The sequence below is a fragment of the Pseudomonas sp. SORT22 genome, assembly GCF_018417635.1.
Classification (GTDB): domain Bacteria; phylum Pseudomonadota; class Gammaproteobacteria; order Pseudomonadales; family Pseudomonadaceae; genus Aquipseudomonas.
The window spans coordinates 4,019,993-4,037,149 of the sequence record NZ_CP071007.1; the positions used below are offsets into that span (position 1 = coordinate 4,019,993).

At 62.2% G+C, this 17,157-nt stretch carries 13 protein-coding genes; 7 read left to right on the forward strand and 6 right to left on the reverse strand.

Annotated features, from left to right (window positions below):
- Positions 1-51 precede the first annotated feature (51 nt).
- The 3 genes from dnaQ to JYG36_RS18360 all read right to left on the reverse strand — a co-directional run bounded on the left by dnaQ (position 52) and on the right by JYG36_RS18360 (position 2,143).
- On the reverse strand, positions 52-753 hold the full coding sequence (gene dnaQ, locus JYG36_RS18350) for a DNA polymerase III subunit epsilon (protein WP_045202216.1): 702 nt from the start codon (positions 751-753) through the stop codon (positions 52-54).
- Positions 754-886: 133 nt separating this feature from the next.
- Positions 887-1,333 (reverse strand): ribonuclease HI, encoded by a 447-nt coding sequence (rnhA, locus tag JYG36_RS18355; RefSeq protein WP_045202106.1) that lies wholly within the window; start codon positions 1,331-1,333, stop codon positions 887-889.
- A 51-nt stretch (positions 1,334-1,384) separates the two neighbouring features.
- Positions 1,385-2,143 carry a class I SAM-dependent methyltransferase gene (locus JYG36_RS18360; protein WP_045202108.1) on the reverse strand — a complete coding sequence of 253 codons (759 nt, stop codon included), beginning with the start codon at positions 2,141-2,143 and terminating at the stop codon, positions 1,385-1,387.
- A 79-nt stretch (positions 2,144-2,222) separates the two neighbouring features.
- Between JYG36_RS18360 and gloB the strand changes: the two genes are divergently transcribed.
- The 7 genes from gloB to JYG36_RS18395 all read left to right on the forward strand — a co-directional run bounded on the left by gloB (position 2,223) and on the right by JYG36_RS18395 (position 12,040).
- Positions 2,223-3,002, forward strand: a complete 780-nt coding sequence (gene gloB / locus JYG36_RS18365) for a hydroxyacylglutathione hydrolase (protein ID WP_213601967.1) — start codon at positions 2,223-2,225, stop codon at positions 3,000-3,002.
- Positions 3,003-3,101: 99 nt separating this feature from the next.
- A complete protein-coding gene (locus JYG36_RS18370) occupies positions 3,102-4,526 on the forward strand; it encodes a LysM peptidoglycan-binding domain-containing protein (RefSeq protein ID WP_093385225.1) in 1,425 nt (474 codons plus the stop codon).
- A 126-nt stretch (positions 4,527-4,652) separates the two neighbouring features.
- A complete protein-coding gene (locus JYG36_RS18375; protein WP_195885971.1) occupies positions 4,653-6,482 on the forward strand; it encodes an extracellular solute-binding protein in 1,830 nt (609 codons plus the stop codon).
- Positions 6,479-8,332, forward strand: coding sequence for an extracellular solute-binding protein (locus JYG36_RS18380; protein WP_093385230.1), 1,854 nt, complete (start codon positions 6,479-6,481; stop codon positions 8,330-8,332). Before JYG36_RS18375 ends, JYG36_RS18380 begins: the two co-directional genes overlap by 4 nt.
- A gap of 1 nt (position 8,333) precedes the next feature.
- Complete coding sequence (locus JYG36_RS18385; RefSeq protein ID WP_045202116.1) at positions 8,334-9,407, forward strand: microcin C ABC transporter permease YejB; 1,074 nt, start codon at positions 8,334-8,336, stop codon at positions 9,405-9,407.
- Position 9,408: 1 nt separating this feature from the next.
- A complete protein-coding gene (locus tag JYG36_RS18390; protein WP_045202118.1) occupies positions 9,409-10,428 on the forward strand; it encodes an ABC transporter permease in 1,020 nt (339 codons plus the stop codon).
- Position 10,429: 1 nt separating this feature from the next.
- Positions 10,430-12,040 carry an ABC transporter ATP-binding protein gene (locus JYG36_RS18395; protein WP_213601969.1) on the forward strand — a complete coding sequence of 537 codons (1,611 nt, stop codon included), beginning with the start codon at positions 10,430-10,432 and terminating at the stop codon, positions 12,038-12,040.
- 125 nt (positions 12,041-12,165) lie between these two features.
- On the opposite strand, the gene JYG36_RS18400 is transcribed toward JYG36_RS18395, so the two are convergent.
- The 3 genes from JYG36_RS18400 to lon all read right to left on the reverse strand — a co-directional run bounded on the left by JYG36_RS18400 (position 12,166) and on the right by lon (position 17,053).
- Positions 12,166-14,037 carry a SurA N-terminal domain-containing protein gene (locus JYG36_RS18400; RefSeq protein ID WP_045202122.1) on the reverse strand — a complete coding sequence of 624 codons (1,872 nt, stop codon included), beginning with the start codon at positions 14,035-14,037 and terminating at the stop codon, positions 12,166-12,168.
- A gap of 198 nt (positions 14,038-14,235) precedes the next feature.
- The gene (locus tag JYG36_RS18405) at positions 14,236-14,508 is read right to left on the reverse strand and encodes an HU family DNA-binding protein (RefSeq protein WP_045202124.1); all 273 of its coding nucleotides are present in this window, start codon (positions 14,506-14,508) and stop codon (positions 14,236-14,238) included.
- Between the two features lie 148 nt (positions 14,509-14,656).
- Positions 14,657-17,053 (reverse strand): endopeptidase La, encoded by a 2,397-nt coding sequence (gene lon, locus JYG36_RS18410; protein WP_045202125.1) that lies wholly within the window; start codon positions 17,051-17,053, stop codon positions 14,657-14,659.
- Positions 17,054-17,157: the final 104 nt, after the last annotated feature.

Genomic DNA, 17,157 nt, shown 5'->3' on the forward strand with positions numbered 1-17,157 from the left:
TCTGTCACCTCAGGGTAGAAGGTCGCCAGCGCCCCTGCGCGGCAAATTGCCTCAGTTTGCTTCGGACAACTGCTGCCACAGCGCCGGGCCACCGGCGGACTTGGCGATGGCTTCCAGACGCGCCATGTGCAGCTCGAGCTCCTGCTCGCTGGCGCGAATGATCCGCCCCGGCTGGCGACTGGCAGGCAGGCGGCGAATTTCGCTGCCGCGGTTGTCGTCGCCCTCCTCTTCGCCATCGGCACCGTGGCCGGCCAGCGACAGGCTGGTCTGGCCACCGGTCATGCTCAGGTAGACGTCGGCCAGCAGCTCGGAGTCGAGCAGTGCGCCGTGCAGCTCACGGCCGGAGTTGTCGACACCATAGCGTTTGCACAACGCATCGAGGCTGTTGCGCTGCCCCGGATGACGCGAGCGGGCCATCATCAGGGTGTCGAGGATAGTGCAATGCTGGGAGATGTCGGCGCGATCGTGCTGACCGAGCAAAGCGAATTCGTTGTTGATGAAGCCAACGTCGAACGCCGCGTTGTGGATGATCAGCTGGGCGCCCTGAATGAACTCGAAGAATTCATCGGCGACTTCAGCAAAGCGCGGCTTGTCGAGCAGGAAGGAGTCGGTGATGCCGTGGACGCCGATGGCGCCCTCGTCACTCTCGCGGTCCGGCTGCAGGTAGACGTGGAAATGGCGCCCGGTCAGGCGCCGGCCCATCAGCTCGACACAACCGATCTCGATGACCCGGTGGCCGTCAGTCACCGGCATACCGGTGGTTTCGGTGTCGAGGACGACCGACCTGTTGTTCTGAATCTCCACGCCGATGGTCTCCTGCCGCGTACAGTCTGGTGAAAAGCCGGCCATTCTACCTCAGCTCAAGGGCGAGTGGCGGCCGGTGTAGTCAACGCAGACCACGGACCTCGTCAACACCGCGGTTAGCCAGTTGATCGGCACGCTCGTTGCCATGATGGCCAATATGCCCGCGGACCCATTTCCAGGTCACTTTGTGCCGGCCCACCTGTTCATCGAGCAACTGCCAGAGGTCGGCGTTCTTTACCGGTTCTTTGGCGGCGGTTTTCCAGCCGCGTTTTTTCCAGTTGACCATCCACTCGGTGATGCCTTTCATCACGTACTGGGAGTCGGTGACCAGCAGCACTTCGCACTCGCGCTTGAGCGCTTCCAGGCCCTTGATCGCCGCCATCAGTTCCATACGGTTGTTGGTGGTCTCGCGTTCGCCGCCCCACAGCTCCTTTTCAACGCCCTTGCACACCATCAGCACACCCCAGCCGCCCGGGCCGGGGTTGCCCTTGCAGGCACCATCGGTGAAGATTTCGACGCTATCGCTCATTTACAGCCTTTTTCATCAATGATTTGGCCCCGCGCCCAGGGGGCCCGGAACTCAGGGTTCGGAATGGCGCCGGTTGACCTTGGCCATCGGCAGCGGCAGCAGTTTGCCCATCGGCTCGCGGCGCTCCAGGCGCAGGGGCCGCAGGCCGACCACCATCTTGCGCGCCACCAGCAGGTAGACACCGCCACCAGCACTCTGCCAGCCACCGGCGATCCGCTCCCAGCCGGCCAGGCGCTGTTGCCAGGCGGGGGATGCGAGCGGCGGACGATAGCACCCGAAGCGGCGTTTCTCCAGCGCGAAACCCAGCAGGTTGAGCCAGTCGCCAACCCGCGACGGGGAAATGCAGCGCGCCTTGCGCAAGGCATCATGGGCGAACACCCGGCGTACGCCCCAACTGCTCCAGGGGTTGATGCCGACGATCAGCAAATGACCACCCGGGCGCACACTGCTGGCGGCCTCGCGCAGCAGGCCATGGGGCGACAGGCTGAAGTCCAGGCCATGTTGCAGCACCACGACGTCGGCGGCATGTTCGCTCAGTGGCCAGGCCTGTTCTTCACAGACGATCTCGACCCCGGGCAGCGGCGCGCCGAGGCGCACGTTACGCTGCACCTGCGGGGCCTTGGGCGGTGCTTCGGCGCAGGGGCCGTAATGCACCAGGTAACCGCCGAAGTAACGCCCCAGTTCCTCTTCGAGCAGGCGTTGCTCTTCTTTGAGCATCATTTGCCCCAACGGGCCGGCGAACCAGTCGCGGGCCAGGCTGATCAGCTCCAGCCACTGCGGATCGGCCTGGGCGAAGGCTTGATCGGTCATTGCAGTCTCCCTTGAAGGTTCTCGACAGCGCGCATAGCTACTAAGATGCACCCATGTCCACCGTTTGGCGAATCGCACCATGATACAGATCGATGCCCTGCCCGCTTTCAACGATAACTACATCTGGTTGTTGCAAGATGCTGCCAACCAGCGTTGCGCGGTGGTCGATCCAGGCGATGCCGCGCCGGTCCTGGCCTGGCTTGAGCGCCATCCCGGCTGGCAACTGAGCGACATCCTCATTACCCATCACCACCACGATCATGTCGGTGGCGTCGAGCAGCTCAAGTCGCACACCGGCGCGACCGTCTACGGCCCGGCCCACGAGCGCATCCCTGGCCGTGACCAGGCCCTGGAGGACAACGTCAGCGTGCGCGTTCTGGGCCTGGATTTCCAGGTTATCGCGGTGCCTGGACACACCCTGGGACACATTGCCTATTATTGCCCGCAAACAACCACCCCGGTGCTGTTCTGCGGCGACACCCTGTTCGCCGCCGGTTGCGGGCGCCTGTTCGAGGGCACGCCGGAGCAGATGCACCACTCCCTGCAGCGCCTGGCCGCGCTGCCCGCCGCCACCCTGGTGTATTGCACCCACGAATACACCCTGAGCAACCTGCGCTTCGCCCAGGCGGTGGAGCCTGAAAACCCGCACATTGCCCAACGCTTCGCCGACGTTAACCAGCTTAGGGCACAAGATCGCATCACGTTGCCATCAACCCTGGCCCTGGAAAAGCTCACCAACCCCTTTCTGCGGACCACCGAAACATCCGTTAAAGAAAAACTAGACGAACGGATTGACCACTTAAACCCTACGCCAAGTGCTGTTTTTGCTGGGTTGCGTGCTTGGAAAGATACGTTCTAAACAGCCGCTGCTGGTGACGGAAAGTTCTGAAAGGTTGACCGTTGGGGGGCCGCTTTCTAGAATCCCCCGACATTTTTGCCCGGAACTTCGTCCCAGCCAATGTCGTCCACTAGCCGCAGAACCTTCAATTCCGTCGCCCTGACGCGCCTGGCCCAAGCCAGTGCGCTGGCCCTGGCCGCCACCCTCGTGGGCTGCCAGAGCACCCGTCAAGTCGACGAATCCGACAGCGTTCGCGCGCACAACTACCAGGCCCGGGCCAAGCAGAAGCCGTTGATCGTACCGGTCAAGCCGGTCGTCGAGCAGGCCCCCCAGGACGTCTGGGAGCGCATGCGCCAGGGCTTCGTGCTGCAGGACGGAGTTGCGGTCAACCCGCGCATCGAACAGCAACGCCTGTGGTTCGCCAGTAATCCTTCGTTCCTCGAAACCGCCGGCGACCGTGGCAGCCTGTACATCCACTACATCGTCGAACGCCTCGAAGAGCGCAACATGCCGCTGGAGCTGGCGCTGCTGCCGGCAATCGAGAGCGCCTACAACCCCATGGCCTACTCCCGGGCCCATGCGGTGGGGCTGTGGCAGTTCATTCCGTCCACCGGGCGTTACTTCAACCTGCGCCAGACCCGCTTCTACGATGGCCGTCGCGATATCACCGCCTCGACCAACGCCGCGCTGGACTACCTGACCCGCCTGCACGACATGTTCAACGGCGACTGGCTGCTGGCCCTGGCCGCCTACAACGCCGGTGAAGGCACGGTCAGCCGCGCCATCGAGCGCAACGAGAAGCTCGGCCTGCCAACCGACTACTGGAACCTGCCGCTGCCGCAGGAAACCCGCGACTACGTGCCCAAGCTGCTGGCCCTGTCGCAGGTGGTGATGACGCCGCAAGCCTATGGCGTCAACCTCAACCCGATTGCCAACGAGCCCTACTTCGAAGCCGTGGCGATCAAGGACCGCCTCGACCTGTCACGGGTCGCAGCCCTGGCCGAGATCGACGAAGACGAACTGTTCCAGCTCAACCCGGCCTTCAAGAAGCGCATGACCGTCGACGGCCCGCAGCAACTGCTGGTGCCGACCGCCAAGGCGCAACTGCTGACCGCTTCGCTGTCGAACATGAAGCCTGAAGAACTGCTGACCCTGCAGCCGAAAAAGGCCGTGTTCGAAGCTGCCATGGCCGAAGCCGCGCCGCGCACCACCACAACCCGTAACAGCCGTTACCGGGTCAAGCGTGGCGACAACCTGGCCAGCATCGCCAAGGCCAACAAGGTCAGCGTCAAGGACTTGCAGCGCTGGAACAAGCTTTCCGGCAAGAACCTCAAGGCCGGCCAGACCCTGGTGATGCAGAACGCCCAGCCGGTTGGCGCCAAGAACCAGAAGAAATCCACCCAGTACAAGGTGCGCAAAGGCGACTCGCTGTACCTGGTGGCCAAGCGCTTCAACGTCGAGATGCAGCATCTCAAGCGCTGGAACCCACGCAGCGGCCACGCCCTCAAGCCAGGCCAGACCCTGACCGTCTACCTCAACCATTGAGGTCCGTGCTCCGGTCACTGACCGGAGCCACCTGCCCCGCCCCACGCGGCACTCTTTTTCCAGTCGATACAAGCTGTTACTGTAGCTGGAATAAAGCCCAAGCCGCCTGGATCGGATCTCGACTTGATACGTCCCCTCCTGTTGCTGTCACTCAGCCTGGCCTTGAGCTTTCCCGCGGGCGCAACAATCAGCGAAAGCCACGGTTACGCCCAGTTCGGCACGCTCAAGTATCCAGCCAAATTCACCCACTTCGACTGGGTCAATCCGCAAGCGCCCAAGGGCGGCACCTTGCGCGCCATGGCATTTGGCACCTTCGACACCCTCAACCCCTACACCTTCAAGGGCTCAAGCCCGGTCACCACGCCGAACTTCTTGCAGTACGGGGTGAGCGAGCTGAACGAAACCCTGATGGTCGGCACCGGCCAGTACGACCCCTCCGGTGATGAGCCCACTTCAAGCTATGGCCTGATCGCAGGCTCGGTCGAGTACAGCGAAGACCGCAGCTGGGTGGTGTTCAACCTGCGCCCCGAAGCGCGCTTTCACGATGGCAAGCCGATTACCGCCAGCGACGTGGCGTTCTCCTATCGCACCCTGCTCAAGGAAGGCCATCCGATCTACCGGACCAACCTGCAGGAAGTCAAACGCGTCGATATCCTCAACCCGCGACGCATCCGCTTTGTCTTCAAGCGCGCCGGCAACCCGCTGCTGATCCTGCGCCTGGGCGAGATGCCGGTGCTGCCGGCACACTACTGGAAAGGCCGCGACTTCAAGGCCACCACCTTCGAGCCGCCTTTGGGCAGTGGCCCCTACCGCATCACCCAGGTTCAGCCCGGGCGACGCCTGGTGTTCGAGCGGGTGAAGAACTACTGGGGCAAGGACCTGGCGGTGAACCGCGGCAAGTACAACGTCGACCGCGTCGAGTACGAGTTCTATCGCGACAGCGCAGTGGCCTTCGAAGCCTTCAAGGCCGGTGAGTTCGACATCTACATCGAGCACCAGGCGAAGAACTGGGCCAACGGCTACAACTTCCCGGCGGTGCGCCGCGGCGATGTGATCAAGGCACAGATCCCGCACAAGATCCCAACCCAGACCCAGGGCCTGTTCATGAACAGTCGCCGGGCGACCTTCAGCGATGCGCGGGTTCGCCAGGCACTGGGGCTGATGCTCGACTTCGAGTGGACCAACCGCGCCCTGTTCAGCAGCGCCTACCAGCGCGCCACCAGTTACTACCCCAACAGCGAATTCGCCGCCAGCGGCCTGCCGGTGGGCAAGGAATGGCTGCTGCTGGCGCCCTACCGCAAACAACTGCCGGCGGCGCTGTTCACCGAGCCCTATTCGGTGAGCCACACCGACGGCCGAGGGATCAACCGCCAGACCTTGCGCCAGGCCCTCGAGCTGCTTGGCCAGGCCGGCTGGAAGCTCAATGGCCAACGCCTGCTCAACAGCGCCGGGCAACCCTTGAAGCTGGAACTGTTGCTGGTCAATCCGAACCTTGAACGGATCCTGCAACCTTATGTCGAAAATCTCGCCAGCATTGGCATCGAAGCACGCTTGCGCACGGTAGACCGGGCCCAGTACAAACAACGCCTGGACCAGTTCGACTTCGACATGATTCTGATGACCCTGAACCAGACCCTGAGCCCGGGCCTTGAACAATGGCTGTACTTTCACTCAAGCCAGGCCTCGACCAAGGGCAGCAAGAACTATGCTGGCGTGAAAGACCCGGTGGTCGATCACCTGCTCGACACCCTGCTGGCCGCCCAGAGCCGTGAAGACCAAGTGGCCGCCGCCCGCGCCCTGGACCGGGTGCTGCTGTGGCAGTACTACATGATTCCCAACTGGTATCTCGACAACCACCGCCTGGCCTACCGCAATCGCTTTGCCTTTGTGGCCACGCCGCCCTATACCCTGGGGCTCAACAGCTGGTGGATCAAGCCTTCGGAGAAAGCCCAATGATGCCAATGTCCCGCCTGCGCCTGAAGGCCTGCGCACTGCTGCTGGCCTGCCTCGGTGGCCAGGCACTGGCTGCACCGCAACACGCCCTGACCCTTTACGATGAAGCGCCGAAATACCCGGCAGGCTTCAAGCACTTCGACTACGTCAACCCCGACGCGCCCAAGGGCGGCACCTTCCGCCAGGCCGGCTTCGGCGGCTTCGACAGCCTCAACCCGTTCATCAACAAGGGTGTTTCCGCCGATGACATCGGCCTGATCTACGACACTCTGATGACCCAAAGCCTGGATGAGCCCTTCACCGAGTACGGCCTGGTCGCCGGCAAGATCGAGAAAGCTCCGGACAACAGCTGGGTACGCTTCTACCTGCGCCCCGAAGCACGTTTTCATGACGGCCAGCCGATGCAGGCTGAAGACGTGGTGTTCACCTTCAACACCCTGATCAAGCACGGCGCACCGCTGTACCGCGGTTACTACGCCGACGTCGCCGAAGTGATCGCCGAAGATCCGCAGCGGGTATTGTTCAAGTTCAAGCACAGCAACAACCGCGAGCTGCCGCTGATCCTCGGCCAGTTGCCGGTGTTGCCCAAGCACTTCTGGGAAAACCGTGAGTTCACCAAGGGCAACCTCGAAGTTCCCCTGGGCAGCGGCCCGTACAAGGTCGCCGAGGTCAAGCCGGGGCGTTCGATTCGCTACGAGCGGGTCAAGGACTACTGGGGCAAGGACCTGGCGGTCAATCGCGGCTTTTACAACTTCGACGAGATGACCACCGACTATTACCGCGACAGCGCCGTCACCCTCGAAGCGCTCAAGGCCGGCCAGTTCGACTACCGCCTGGAAACCGCCGCCAAGAGCTGGGCCACCGCCTACGACGTGCCAGCCGTACGGCAGAAACGCCTGATCCTCGAAGAGCTGCCCAACGGTAACCCGACCGGCATGCAGGGCTTCGTCTACAACATCCGCCGCCCGCTGTTCCAGGATGTGCGGGTACGTGAAGCGCTGAGCCTGCTGCTGGACTTCGAATGGACCAACAAGCAGCTGTTCAACGGTGCCTACACCCGCACCCGCAGCTACTTCGAGAACTCCGACATGGCCGCCACCGGCCTGCCCGACGCCGCCGAACTGAAAATTCTCGAACCGCTGCGCGGCAAGATCCCCGACCAGGTGTTCACCCAGCCCTTCGCCAACCCGGTCACCGATGGCAGCGGCATGATCCGCGAACAGCAGCGCAAAGCCTACAAGCTGCTGCAGGACGCCGGCTGGCGCATCGTCGACGACAAGATGGTCGACGCTCAGGGCAAGCCAGTGTCGATCGAGTTTCTCCTGGCCCAGACCGAGTTCGAACGCATCCTGCTGCCGTTCAAGCGCAACCTCGCCGACCTGGGCATCGACCTGGTGATTCGCCGGGTCGATGTTTCGCAGTACATCAACCGCCTGCGCTCGCGGGACTTCGACATGATCGTCGGCGGCTACCCGCAGTCCAACTCGCCGGGCAACGAGCAACGCGAGTTCTGGCAGAGTGCTGCTGCCGACAACCCCGGCAGCCGCAACTTCATCGGCCTTAAAGACCCGGCCATCGACACCCTGGTCGAGCAGTTGATCAATGCCGACTCGCGGCAAAGCCTGATCGAGCATTCGCGCGCCCTCGACCGGGTGCTGCAATGGGGCTTCTACGTGATCCCCAACTGGCACATCAAGACCTGGCGCGTGGCCTACTGGAACCACATCGGCCACCCCAAGGTGTCGCCCAAATACGACATCGGCATCAACACCTGGTGGATCAAGCCGGATGTCGAGCCGGTGGTACCGCTGAACCCGGCGCCCGAGGCGCAAGCGGCCGAAGGGGCGAAATAGCATGCTGGCCTATATCTTTCGCCGTTTGCTGCTGATCATCCCGACCCTGCTGGGCATCCTGATCATCAACTTCATCATCATCCAGGCCGCCCCAGGCGGCCCGGTCGAGCAGATGATTGCCAAGCTTGAAGGCTTCGAGGGCGCCACCAGCCGGATTGCCGGAGGGGGTGCCGAAGTCTCGGTGGCCGGCTCCAACTACCGCGGCGCCCAGGGCCTGGACCCTGCCCTGATCAAGGAAATCGAGCAGATGTACGGCTTCGACAAATCGGCGCCGGAACGCTTGTGGATCATGATCAAGAACTACGCCCACCTGGATTTTGGCGACAGCTTCTTCCGTGATGCCAAGGTCATCGACCTGATCGTCGAGAAGATGCCGGTGTCGATCTCCCTGGGGCTGTGGAGCACGCTGATCATGTACCTGGTGTCGATCCCCCTGGGCATCGCCAAGGCCACCCGCCACGGCAGCCACTTCGACGTCTGGACCAGCTCGGCGATCATCATCGGCTACGCCATTCCGGCGTTCCTGTTCGCCATCCTGCTGATCGTGCTTTTTGCTGGCGGCAGCTACCTGGACTGGTTCCCGCTGCGCGGCCTGACTTCGAACAATTTCGACGAGTTGAGCACCGCCGGCAAGCTGCTCGATTACTTCTGGCACCTGGTGCTGCCGGTCACCGCCCTGGTGATCGGCAACTTCGCGACCATGACCCTGCTGACCAAGAACAGCTTCCTCGACGAGATCAACAAGCAGTACGTGGTCACCGCCAAGGCCAAGGGCCTGAGCCCTAACCGCGTGCTCTACGGCCATGTGTTTCGCAACGCCATGCTGCTGGTGATCGCCGGTTTCCCGTCGGCGTTCATCGGTATCTTCTTCACCGGCTCCCTGCTGATCGAGGTGATCTTCTCCCTCGATGGCCTGGGCCTGATGAGTTTCGAGGCGGCGATCAACCGCGACTACCCGGTGGTCTTCGGCACCCTGTTCATCTTCACCCTGCTCGGGCTGGTGGTGAAGCTGATTGGCGACCTGACCTACACCCTGGTCGACCCACGTATCGACTTCGACAGCCGGGAGCACTGAGATGAACCTGTCACCTCTGAATCGCCGGCGCTTCGAGCGCTTCAAGGCCAACCGCCGCGGCTGGTGGTCGCTGTGGCTGTTCCTGATCCTGTTCGGCCTGAGCCTGGGCGCCGAGCTGATCGCCAATGACAAGCCACTGGCCGTGCGCTACGACGGCCAATGGTATTTCCCGGCGCTCAAGCGCTACCCGGAAACCACCTTCGGCGGCGAGTTCCCGCTGGAAGCCAACTACAAGAGCCCGTACATCCGCGAACTGCTCGCCGCCAAGGACAGCTTCGTGCTGTGGGCGCCGATCCCGTTCAGCTACCAGAGCATCAACTACGACCTCAAGGTCCCGGCCCCCGCCCCGCCGTCGGCGCAGAACTGGCTGGGCACCGACGACCAGGGCCGCGACGTGCTGGCGCGGGTCATCTATGGTTTCCGTATCTCGGTGTTGTTTGCCCTGACCCTGACCATCCTCAGCTCGATCATCGGCGTGATCGCCGGTGCCCTGCAGGGTTTTTACGGCGGCTGGGTGGACCTGGCCGGGCAACGCTTCCTGGAAATCTGGTCGGGGCTGCCGGTGCTGTACCTGCTGATCATCCTCGCAAGCTTCGTGCAACCGAATTTCTGGTGGCTGCTGGGGATCATGCTGCTGTTCTCGTGGATGAGCCTGGTGGATGTGGTGCGCGCCGAGTTCCTGCGCGGGCGCAACCTTGAGTACGTGCGCGCGGCACGGGCGCTGGGCATGCAGAACGGCGCGATCATGTACCGGCATATCCTGCCCAACGCGATGATTTCGACCATGACCTTCATGCCGTTCATTCTCACCGGCGCCATCGGCACCCTGACCGCCCTGGACTTCCTCGGCTTCGGCCTGCCGCCCGGCGCGCCGTCGCTGGGCGAACTGGTGGCCCAGGGCAAGTCCAATCTGCAAGCGCCCTGGCTGGGCATGAGCGCCTTCGCGGTGCTGGCCTTGATGCTCAGCCTGCTGGTGTTCATCGGCGAGTCCGCCCGCGATGCCTTCGACCCGAGGAAATGAGATGAGCAAGCAAACCTTGATCGAAGTCCGTGACCTGGCCGTCGAGTTCGTCACCGGCGATCAATCCCAGCGGGTGGTCGAAGGTGTCAGCTTCGACATCCGCCGCGGCGAAACCCTGGCCCTGGTCGGTGAAAGCGGTTCGGGCAAGTCGGTGACGGCGCACTCGATCCTGCGCCTGCTGCCCTACCCGCTGGCCCGCCACCCGAGCGGCAGCATCCTGTTCGAAGGGCAAGACCTGCTGACCCTCGACGAGAAAAAGATGCGGCGCATACGCGGCAACCGCGTGGCGATGATTTTCCAGGAGCCGATGACCTCGCTCAACCCGCTGCACAACATCGAAAAGCAGATCAACGAGATCCTCCTGCTGCACAAGGGCCTGCGCGGCAAGGCGGCCACCGAGCGCACCCTGGAGCTGTTGGCGATGGTCGGCATACCCGAGCCGCACAAACGCCTCAAAGCGCTGCCACACGAGCTCTCAGGCGGCCAGAGGCAGCGTGTGATGATTGCCATGGCCCTGGCCAACGAGCCTGACCTGCTGATCGCCGACGAACCGACCACGGCGCTGGACGTCACCGTGCAGTTGAAGATCCTCGAGTTGCTCAAGTCCCTGCAGGCACGCCTGGGCATGGCGCTGCTGCTGATCAGCCACGACCTCAACCTGGTCAAGCGCATTGCCCACCGGGTCTGCGTGATGCAAAAGGGCCAGATCGTCGAGCAAGCCGACTGCGATGCACTGTTCCGCCGCCCCAAGCATCCCTACACGCAGATGCTCCTCGGTGCCGAGCCCAGCGGCGGCCCGGCCGGCAACCCGCCCGGCGCGCCGATGCTGCAGGTCGAGAACCTGCGCGTGTGGTTCCCGATCAAGAAGGGTCTGTTGCGACGCACCGTCGATTACGTCAAGGCGGTGGACGGCATCAACTTCGACCTGCCCCAGGGCCAGACCCTGGGCATTGTCGGCGAAAGCGGTTCGGGCAAGTCGACCCTGGGGCTGGCGATCCTGCGCCTGCTGGGCAGCCAGGGCAGCATCCGCTTTCAGGGCACGAGCCTTGAGCACCTGACCCAGCAGCAGGTACGCCCGCTGCGCCGGCAGATGCAGGTGGTTTTCCAGGACCCGTTCGGCAGCCTCAGCCCGCGCATGTGCGTCAGCGACATCGTCGGTGAAGGCCTGCGCATCCACCGCATGGGCAGCGCCGCCGAGCAGGAGCAGGCAATCATTGCCGCCCTGCAAGAGGTCGGCCTTGATCCGCAGGCGCGGCACCGTTACCCGCACGAGTTCTCTGGCGGCCAACGCCAGCGCATCGCCATTGCCCGGGCACTGGTGCTCAAACCGGCACTTATCCTGCTCGATGAGCCGACCTCGGCCCTGGACCGCACCGTGCAGCGCCAGGTGGTCGAGCTGTTGCGCTCATTGCAGAGCAAGTACAACCTCACCTACCTGTTCATCAGCCACGACCTGGCGGTGGTCAAGGCGCTCAGCCACCAGTTGATGGTGGTCAAGCAAGGCCAGGTGGTGGAGCAAGGGGTGGCGGCGGACATCTTTGCCGACCCGCAGCATGCGTATACCCGGCAGTTGCTGGAGGCGGCGTTTCTGGTGCCAGCTGCCGTTCAGTAGCCTCTTCGCGGGGCAAGCCCGCTCCTACAAACCGGCGGGAGCGGCGGTGCGGCGACCCGACTTGCCCCGCGATGAAAACAGAAAAGGCCGCATAAGCGGCCTTTTCTGTTTCAAGCATCCAGCACTCAGTAGCGAGTGATATCCGCTTTGGCTTCCAGCTGCTTGCGGTATGCCGCGAAGTCCTGCTGGCCGGCGCGCGAAGCGAGGAAGCGGCGGTAGCTCGCTTTCTCTTCTTCAGTGGCCGCTGTGCCTTCGTTGACGCCGTTCAGACGCAGTACCACCAGGCTACCATCGTTAAGGGTGACGCTGGCGTACACAGGCTTGTCCTTGGCTTCAGGCTTGCTCATACGGAACAGTGCCTGCAGCTCGACCGGGTCGATACCGTCCTGGCTACGCGATACCGCCTCCTGAACCTTCCAGGCCTGACCGTCCTGGCTGGCCGCCAAGGCAATCTTGCCATCGCGCAGACCGGCGATCAGGGCATCGGCCTTGGTCTTCAGGGCAGCAGTCGCCTGCTCTTTGGCCAGGTGCTTGCGGATGCTCTCGGAGACCACTTCAAGGCCCAGTTGCTCAGGCTTGCGGTGTTCCTTGACGCGCAGCACCACGATGGTTTCCGGATCCAGCTCGATCGCCGTGCTGTTGGAGCCTTCTTCCAGCACTTCAGTGCTGAATGCCGCCTGGATCACCGCGCGGTTGGCAGTGATGCCTTCACCGCCTTCACGACCGAACGCTGGCGAGGTATGCACCTTCAGGCCCAGTTCCTGCGCCGGCTGGGCCAGGTCGGAGGCTTCGAAGGCCGAGTCTTCCAGCTGCTTGGTCACTTCGACAAAGCGCTGTTCGACCTGCTGGGTTTTCAGCTCACGGGTCAGCTTGTCTTTCAGGCTGTCGAAGCTTGGCACTTCAGGCGCCTGCACATCGAGTAGCTTGATCAGGTGGAAACCGTATTCGGTACGCACCGGGCCCGAGACCTGGTCCTTGTTCAGCGCATACAGTGCGTCTTCGAAGGCCGGATCATAAACGCCCTGGCCGGCATAACCGAGATCACCGCCATTGCTGGCCGAGCCCGGGTCCTGGGAGAACTCCTTGGCCAGAGTGGCAAAGTCTTCGCCCTTGGCCAGGCGCGCCTGGATTTCTTCGATCTTGGCCTTGGCCTGCCCCTCGTTCACCTTGTCATTGATTTCAACAAGAATGTGCGCGGCATGCCGCTGCTCGGCCAGGTTGGCGATTTCTTTCTCGTACAGCGCCTTGAGCTCGTCCTGGTTGACTTCAACCTGGTCGAAGAACGCGGATTTCTTCAGCTCGATGTAGTCGATGACGACCTGGTCGGGGCTCATGAACTCCTTGGCGTGTTCGTCGTAGTGCGCCTTGATCTGCTCGTCGGTAACCTTGACCGCGGCCGGGTCGGCCTTGAAGGTCAGCGAAGCGAAATCACGGGTCTGTTTTTCCAGACGGGCGAAAGCGTCGACCTGGTCGTCGGTAACAAAACCGCTGCCGGCAAGGCCGGTGCGCAGTTGGCCGATGAGCATTTCCTGAGCCAGCATTTCGCGGAACTGCAGACGGCCGTAGCCCATCTGGCGAATGACCTGATCGAAGCGCTCGGGGCTGAACTTGCCGTCCACCTGGAACTCAGGGGTTTGCAGGATCAGTTGGTCGAGGGCAGCTTCGGAGAAAGCGAACTTGGCGTCTTCGGCGCCTTGAAGCAGCAACTTGCGATCGATCAAGCCCTTGAGCGCGGCTTCACGCAGCATTTGCTCGTTGAGCATGGCCGGATCGAAATCCTTGCCCAGCTGTTGCATCAGCTGTCGACGTTGCATGTCGACGGCCTGGCTCAGCTCGTTCTGGCTGATCTTGTCGCCATTGACCTTGGCAGCGTCCTGGCTGTGGGTGGTGGCCTGGAAGATGGCATCGAAGCCGGTCAGTGCCATCAAGGCTACGATGACACCGATGATGGTCTTGGCAATCCAACCTTGTGAATTGTCCCTGATATTCTGCAGCATGCGTCCCCCAGAAACGGTTGTACTGAATGAACCAACCGTGGAGCGTGGGTAGAGTCCTGATAGAAGAAAGGCGCATCCGAGGATGCGCCTTCTCGTAACTGGCCGAGCGCCGGGAACCTGGTATCAGGCCTCCCGGCGCTCGGCAGCCGGACCAGGCGTGAGCCCGGCTCGGTTAGGCGTGAGCCTGAAGGAAGCGACTTAGTTGACGGCTTCTTTCAGAGCCTTGCCAGCCTTGAAGCCAGGCTTCTTGGCGGCAGGGATTTCCAGAGTCTTGCCGGTTTGCGGGTTGCGGCCGGTGCGAGCTGGACGGTCGGTGACCGAGAAGGTACCGAAACCTACCAGTACCACGGAGTCACCTGCCTTCAGGGCGCCGGTGACGGATTCGATTACTGCGTCCAGCGCTTTGCCAGCGGCAGCTTTCGAAATATCAGCAGATGCGGCGATAGCGTCAATCAGTTCCGACTTGTTCACTCTAAGTCCCCTTATATCTCTATTGAGTTTGTTTCTAAGTATGTAATGAAAAGCTAAACGAGCGCTGGGTGGCCTGTTGACACTTAAGTGCCGCTTTATAACAAGGGCCTGAAAATACTGTCAAGAAAGCCCCCCAGCCAAATACGTACTAATGTGTGCTGATTCTTTCCTTGGAATCGCTGTCGCGCTTTTCATCCTTGGCGACAATCTCCGGAGCCACATCGGGCAAGGGCTCCGGGGCGTATTGCAGCGCAATTTGGAGGACTTCGTCAATCCATTTGACCGGTTTAATCTGCAGATCCTGCTTAATATTCTCAGGAATTTCCTTCAGATCACGCACATTCTCTTCCGGAATGATCACCGTCTTGATTCCACCCCGGTGAGCGGCCAGCAGTTTTTCCTTCAAACCACCGATTGCCAGCACCTGACCACGCAAGGTGATCTCGCCGGTCATGGCCACATCGGCACGCACCGGGATCTGGGTCAGGGCCGAAACCAGGGCGGTGCACATGCCGATACCGGCACTTGGACCATCCTTGGGCGTGGCGCCTTCGGGCATGTGGATGTGGGTATCGCGCTTCTCGTGGAAGTCGGCAGGAATCCCCAGGCTGCGGGCGCGGCTGCGCACCACGGTTTGCGCGGCAGTGATGGACTCGACCATGACGTCACCGAGCGAGCCGGTCTTGATCAGCTGACCCTTGCCCGGAATCACTGCAGCTTCAATGGTCAGCAGTTCGCCGCCCACCTGGGTCCAGGCAAGGCCGGTGACCTGGCCAACCTGATCCTGCTGCTCGGCCAGGCCGTAGCGGTACTTGCGCACGCCCAGGTAGTGCTCGAGCTGCTCGCCAGTAACCTTCACCGCCACCTGCTTGAGGCCGGCGTGCTCCTTGACCACCTTGCGGCAGATTTTCGCGATCTGGCGCTCCAGGCCCCGCACGCCGGCTTCGCGGGTGTAGTAGCGGATGATGTCGCGGATCGCCGAGACGTCGATCTCCAGCTCGCCCTTTTTCAGGCCGTTGGCCTTGATCTGCTTGGGCGACAGGTACTTGACCGCGATGTTGATCTTCTCGTCCTCGGTGTAACCCGGCAGGCGGATGACTTCCATCCGGTCCAGCAAGGCTGGCGGGATGTTCATCGAGTTCGAGGTGCAGAGGAACATCACGTCCGAGAGGTCGTAGTCGACTTCCAGGTAGTGATCGTTGAAGTTGTGGTTCTGCTCGGGGTCGAGCACTTCCAGCAACGCCGAGGCCGGATCGCCGCGCATGTCGCTGCCCATTTTGTCGATTTCGTCGAGCAGGAACAGCGGGTTGCGTACGCCAACCTTGGTCATTTTCTGAATCAGACGACCGGGCATCGAACCGATATAGGTACGGCGGTGACCGCGAATCTCGGCCTCGTCGCGCACGCCACCGAGGGCCATGCGTACGAACTTGCGGTTGGTGGCACTGGCGATCGACTCGGCCAGCGAGGTTTTACCCACGCCAGGCGGCCCGACCAGGCACAGTACCGGACCACGGATCTTTTTCACCCGTTTTTGCACTGCGAGGTACTCAAGGATGCGCTCCTTGACCTCCTCCAGGCCGTAATGGTCGGCGTCGAGAATTTCCTCGGCCTTGGCCAGGTCCAGACGCACCTTGCTCTGCGCCTTCCACGGCACCTGCACCAGCCAGTCGAGGTACGAGCGCACCACGGTGGCTTCGGCCGACATCGGCGACATCTGCTTGAGCTTGTTCAGCTCGGCCTGGGCCTTGGCGTAGGCGTCCTTCGGCAGGCCGGCAGCGTCGAGACGCTTTTTCAGCTCCTCGACTTCGTTGTGACCTTCTTCGCTGTCGCCGAGCTCTTTCTGAATGGCCTTCATCTGCTCATTCAGGTAGTACTCGCGCTGGCTGCGCTCCATCTGTTTCTTGACCCGGCCACGGATACGCTTCTCGACCTGCAGCAGGTCGATTTCGGCATCCAGCAGCGCCAGCACGTGTTCGACACGGGCCGACAGGTCGAGGATCTCGAGGATTTCCTGCTTCTGCTCGATCTTCAGCGCCATGTGCGCTGCCATGGTGTCGACCAGGCGCCCGGGCTCATCGATGCTGTTGAGCGACGACAGGACTTCAGCCGGGACTTTCTTGCCCAGCTGAACATATTGTTCAAATTGTGACAGCAAGCTGCGGACGAAGACTTCAGACTCGCGCTCGGCAGCCTGGGATTCGTCGATCAGCGAAACTTCGGCACGAATGTGGCCGTCGACTTCGTTGAAACGCTCGACCGCACCGCGCTGTTCGCCTTCGACCAGCACCTTGACGGTGCCATCGGGCAGTTTCAGCAGTTGCAGGACGGTGGCAATGGTACCGACGCGGTACAGGGCGTCTTCGCCTGGATCGTCGTCAGCGGGGTTCTTCTGGGCCAGCAGGAGAATCTGCTTCTCGCCCGTCATCGCGGCCTCAAGGGCCTCGATGGACTTCTCGCGCCCCACGAACAGTGGGATGACCATGTGCGGATAGACGACGACATCGCGCAATGGCAAGAGAGGCAAGTCGAGGGTGGTCTTCATGATTTCGCCTCTACAGCGGCCTTATGGCCGGAAACCGATGGATTTTGAGCGTGGAGTTAATGTGGGGGCAGGCCCGCAAAAAAACAAGCTCTGCGACAGGAAAA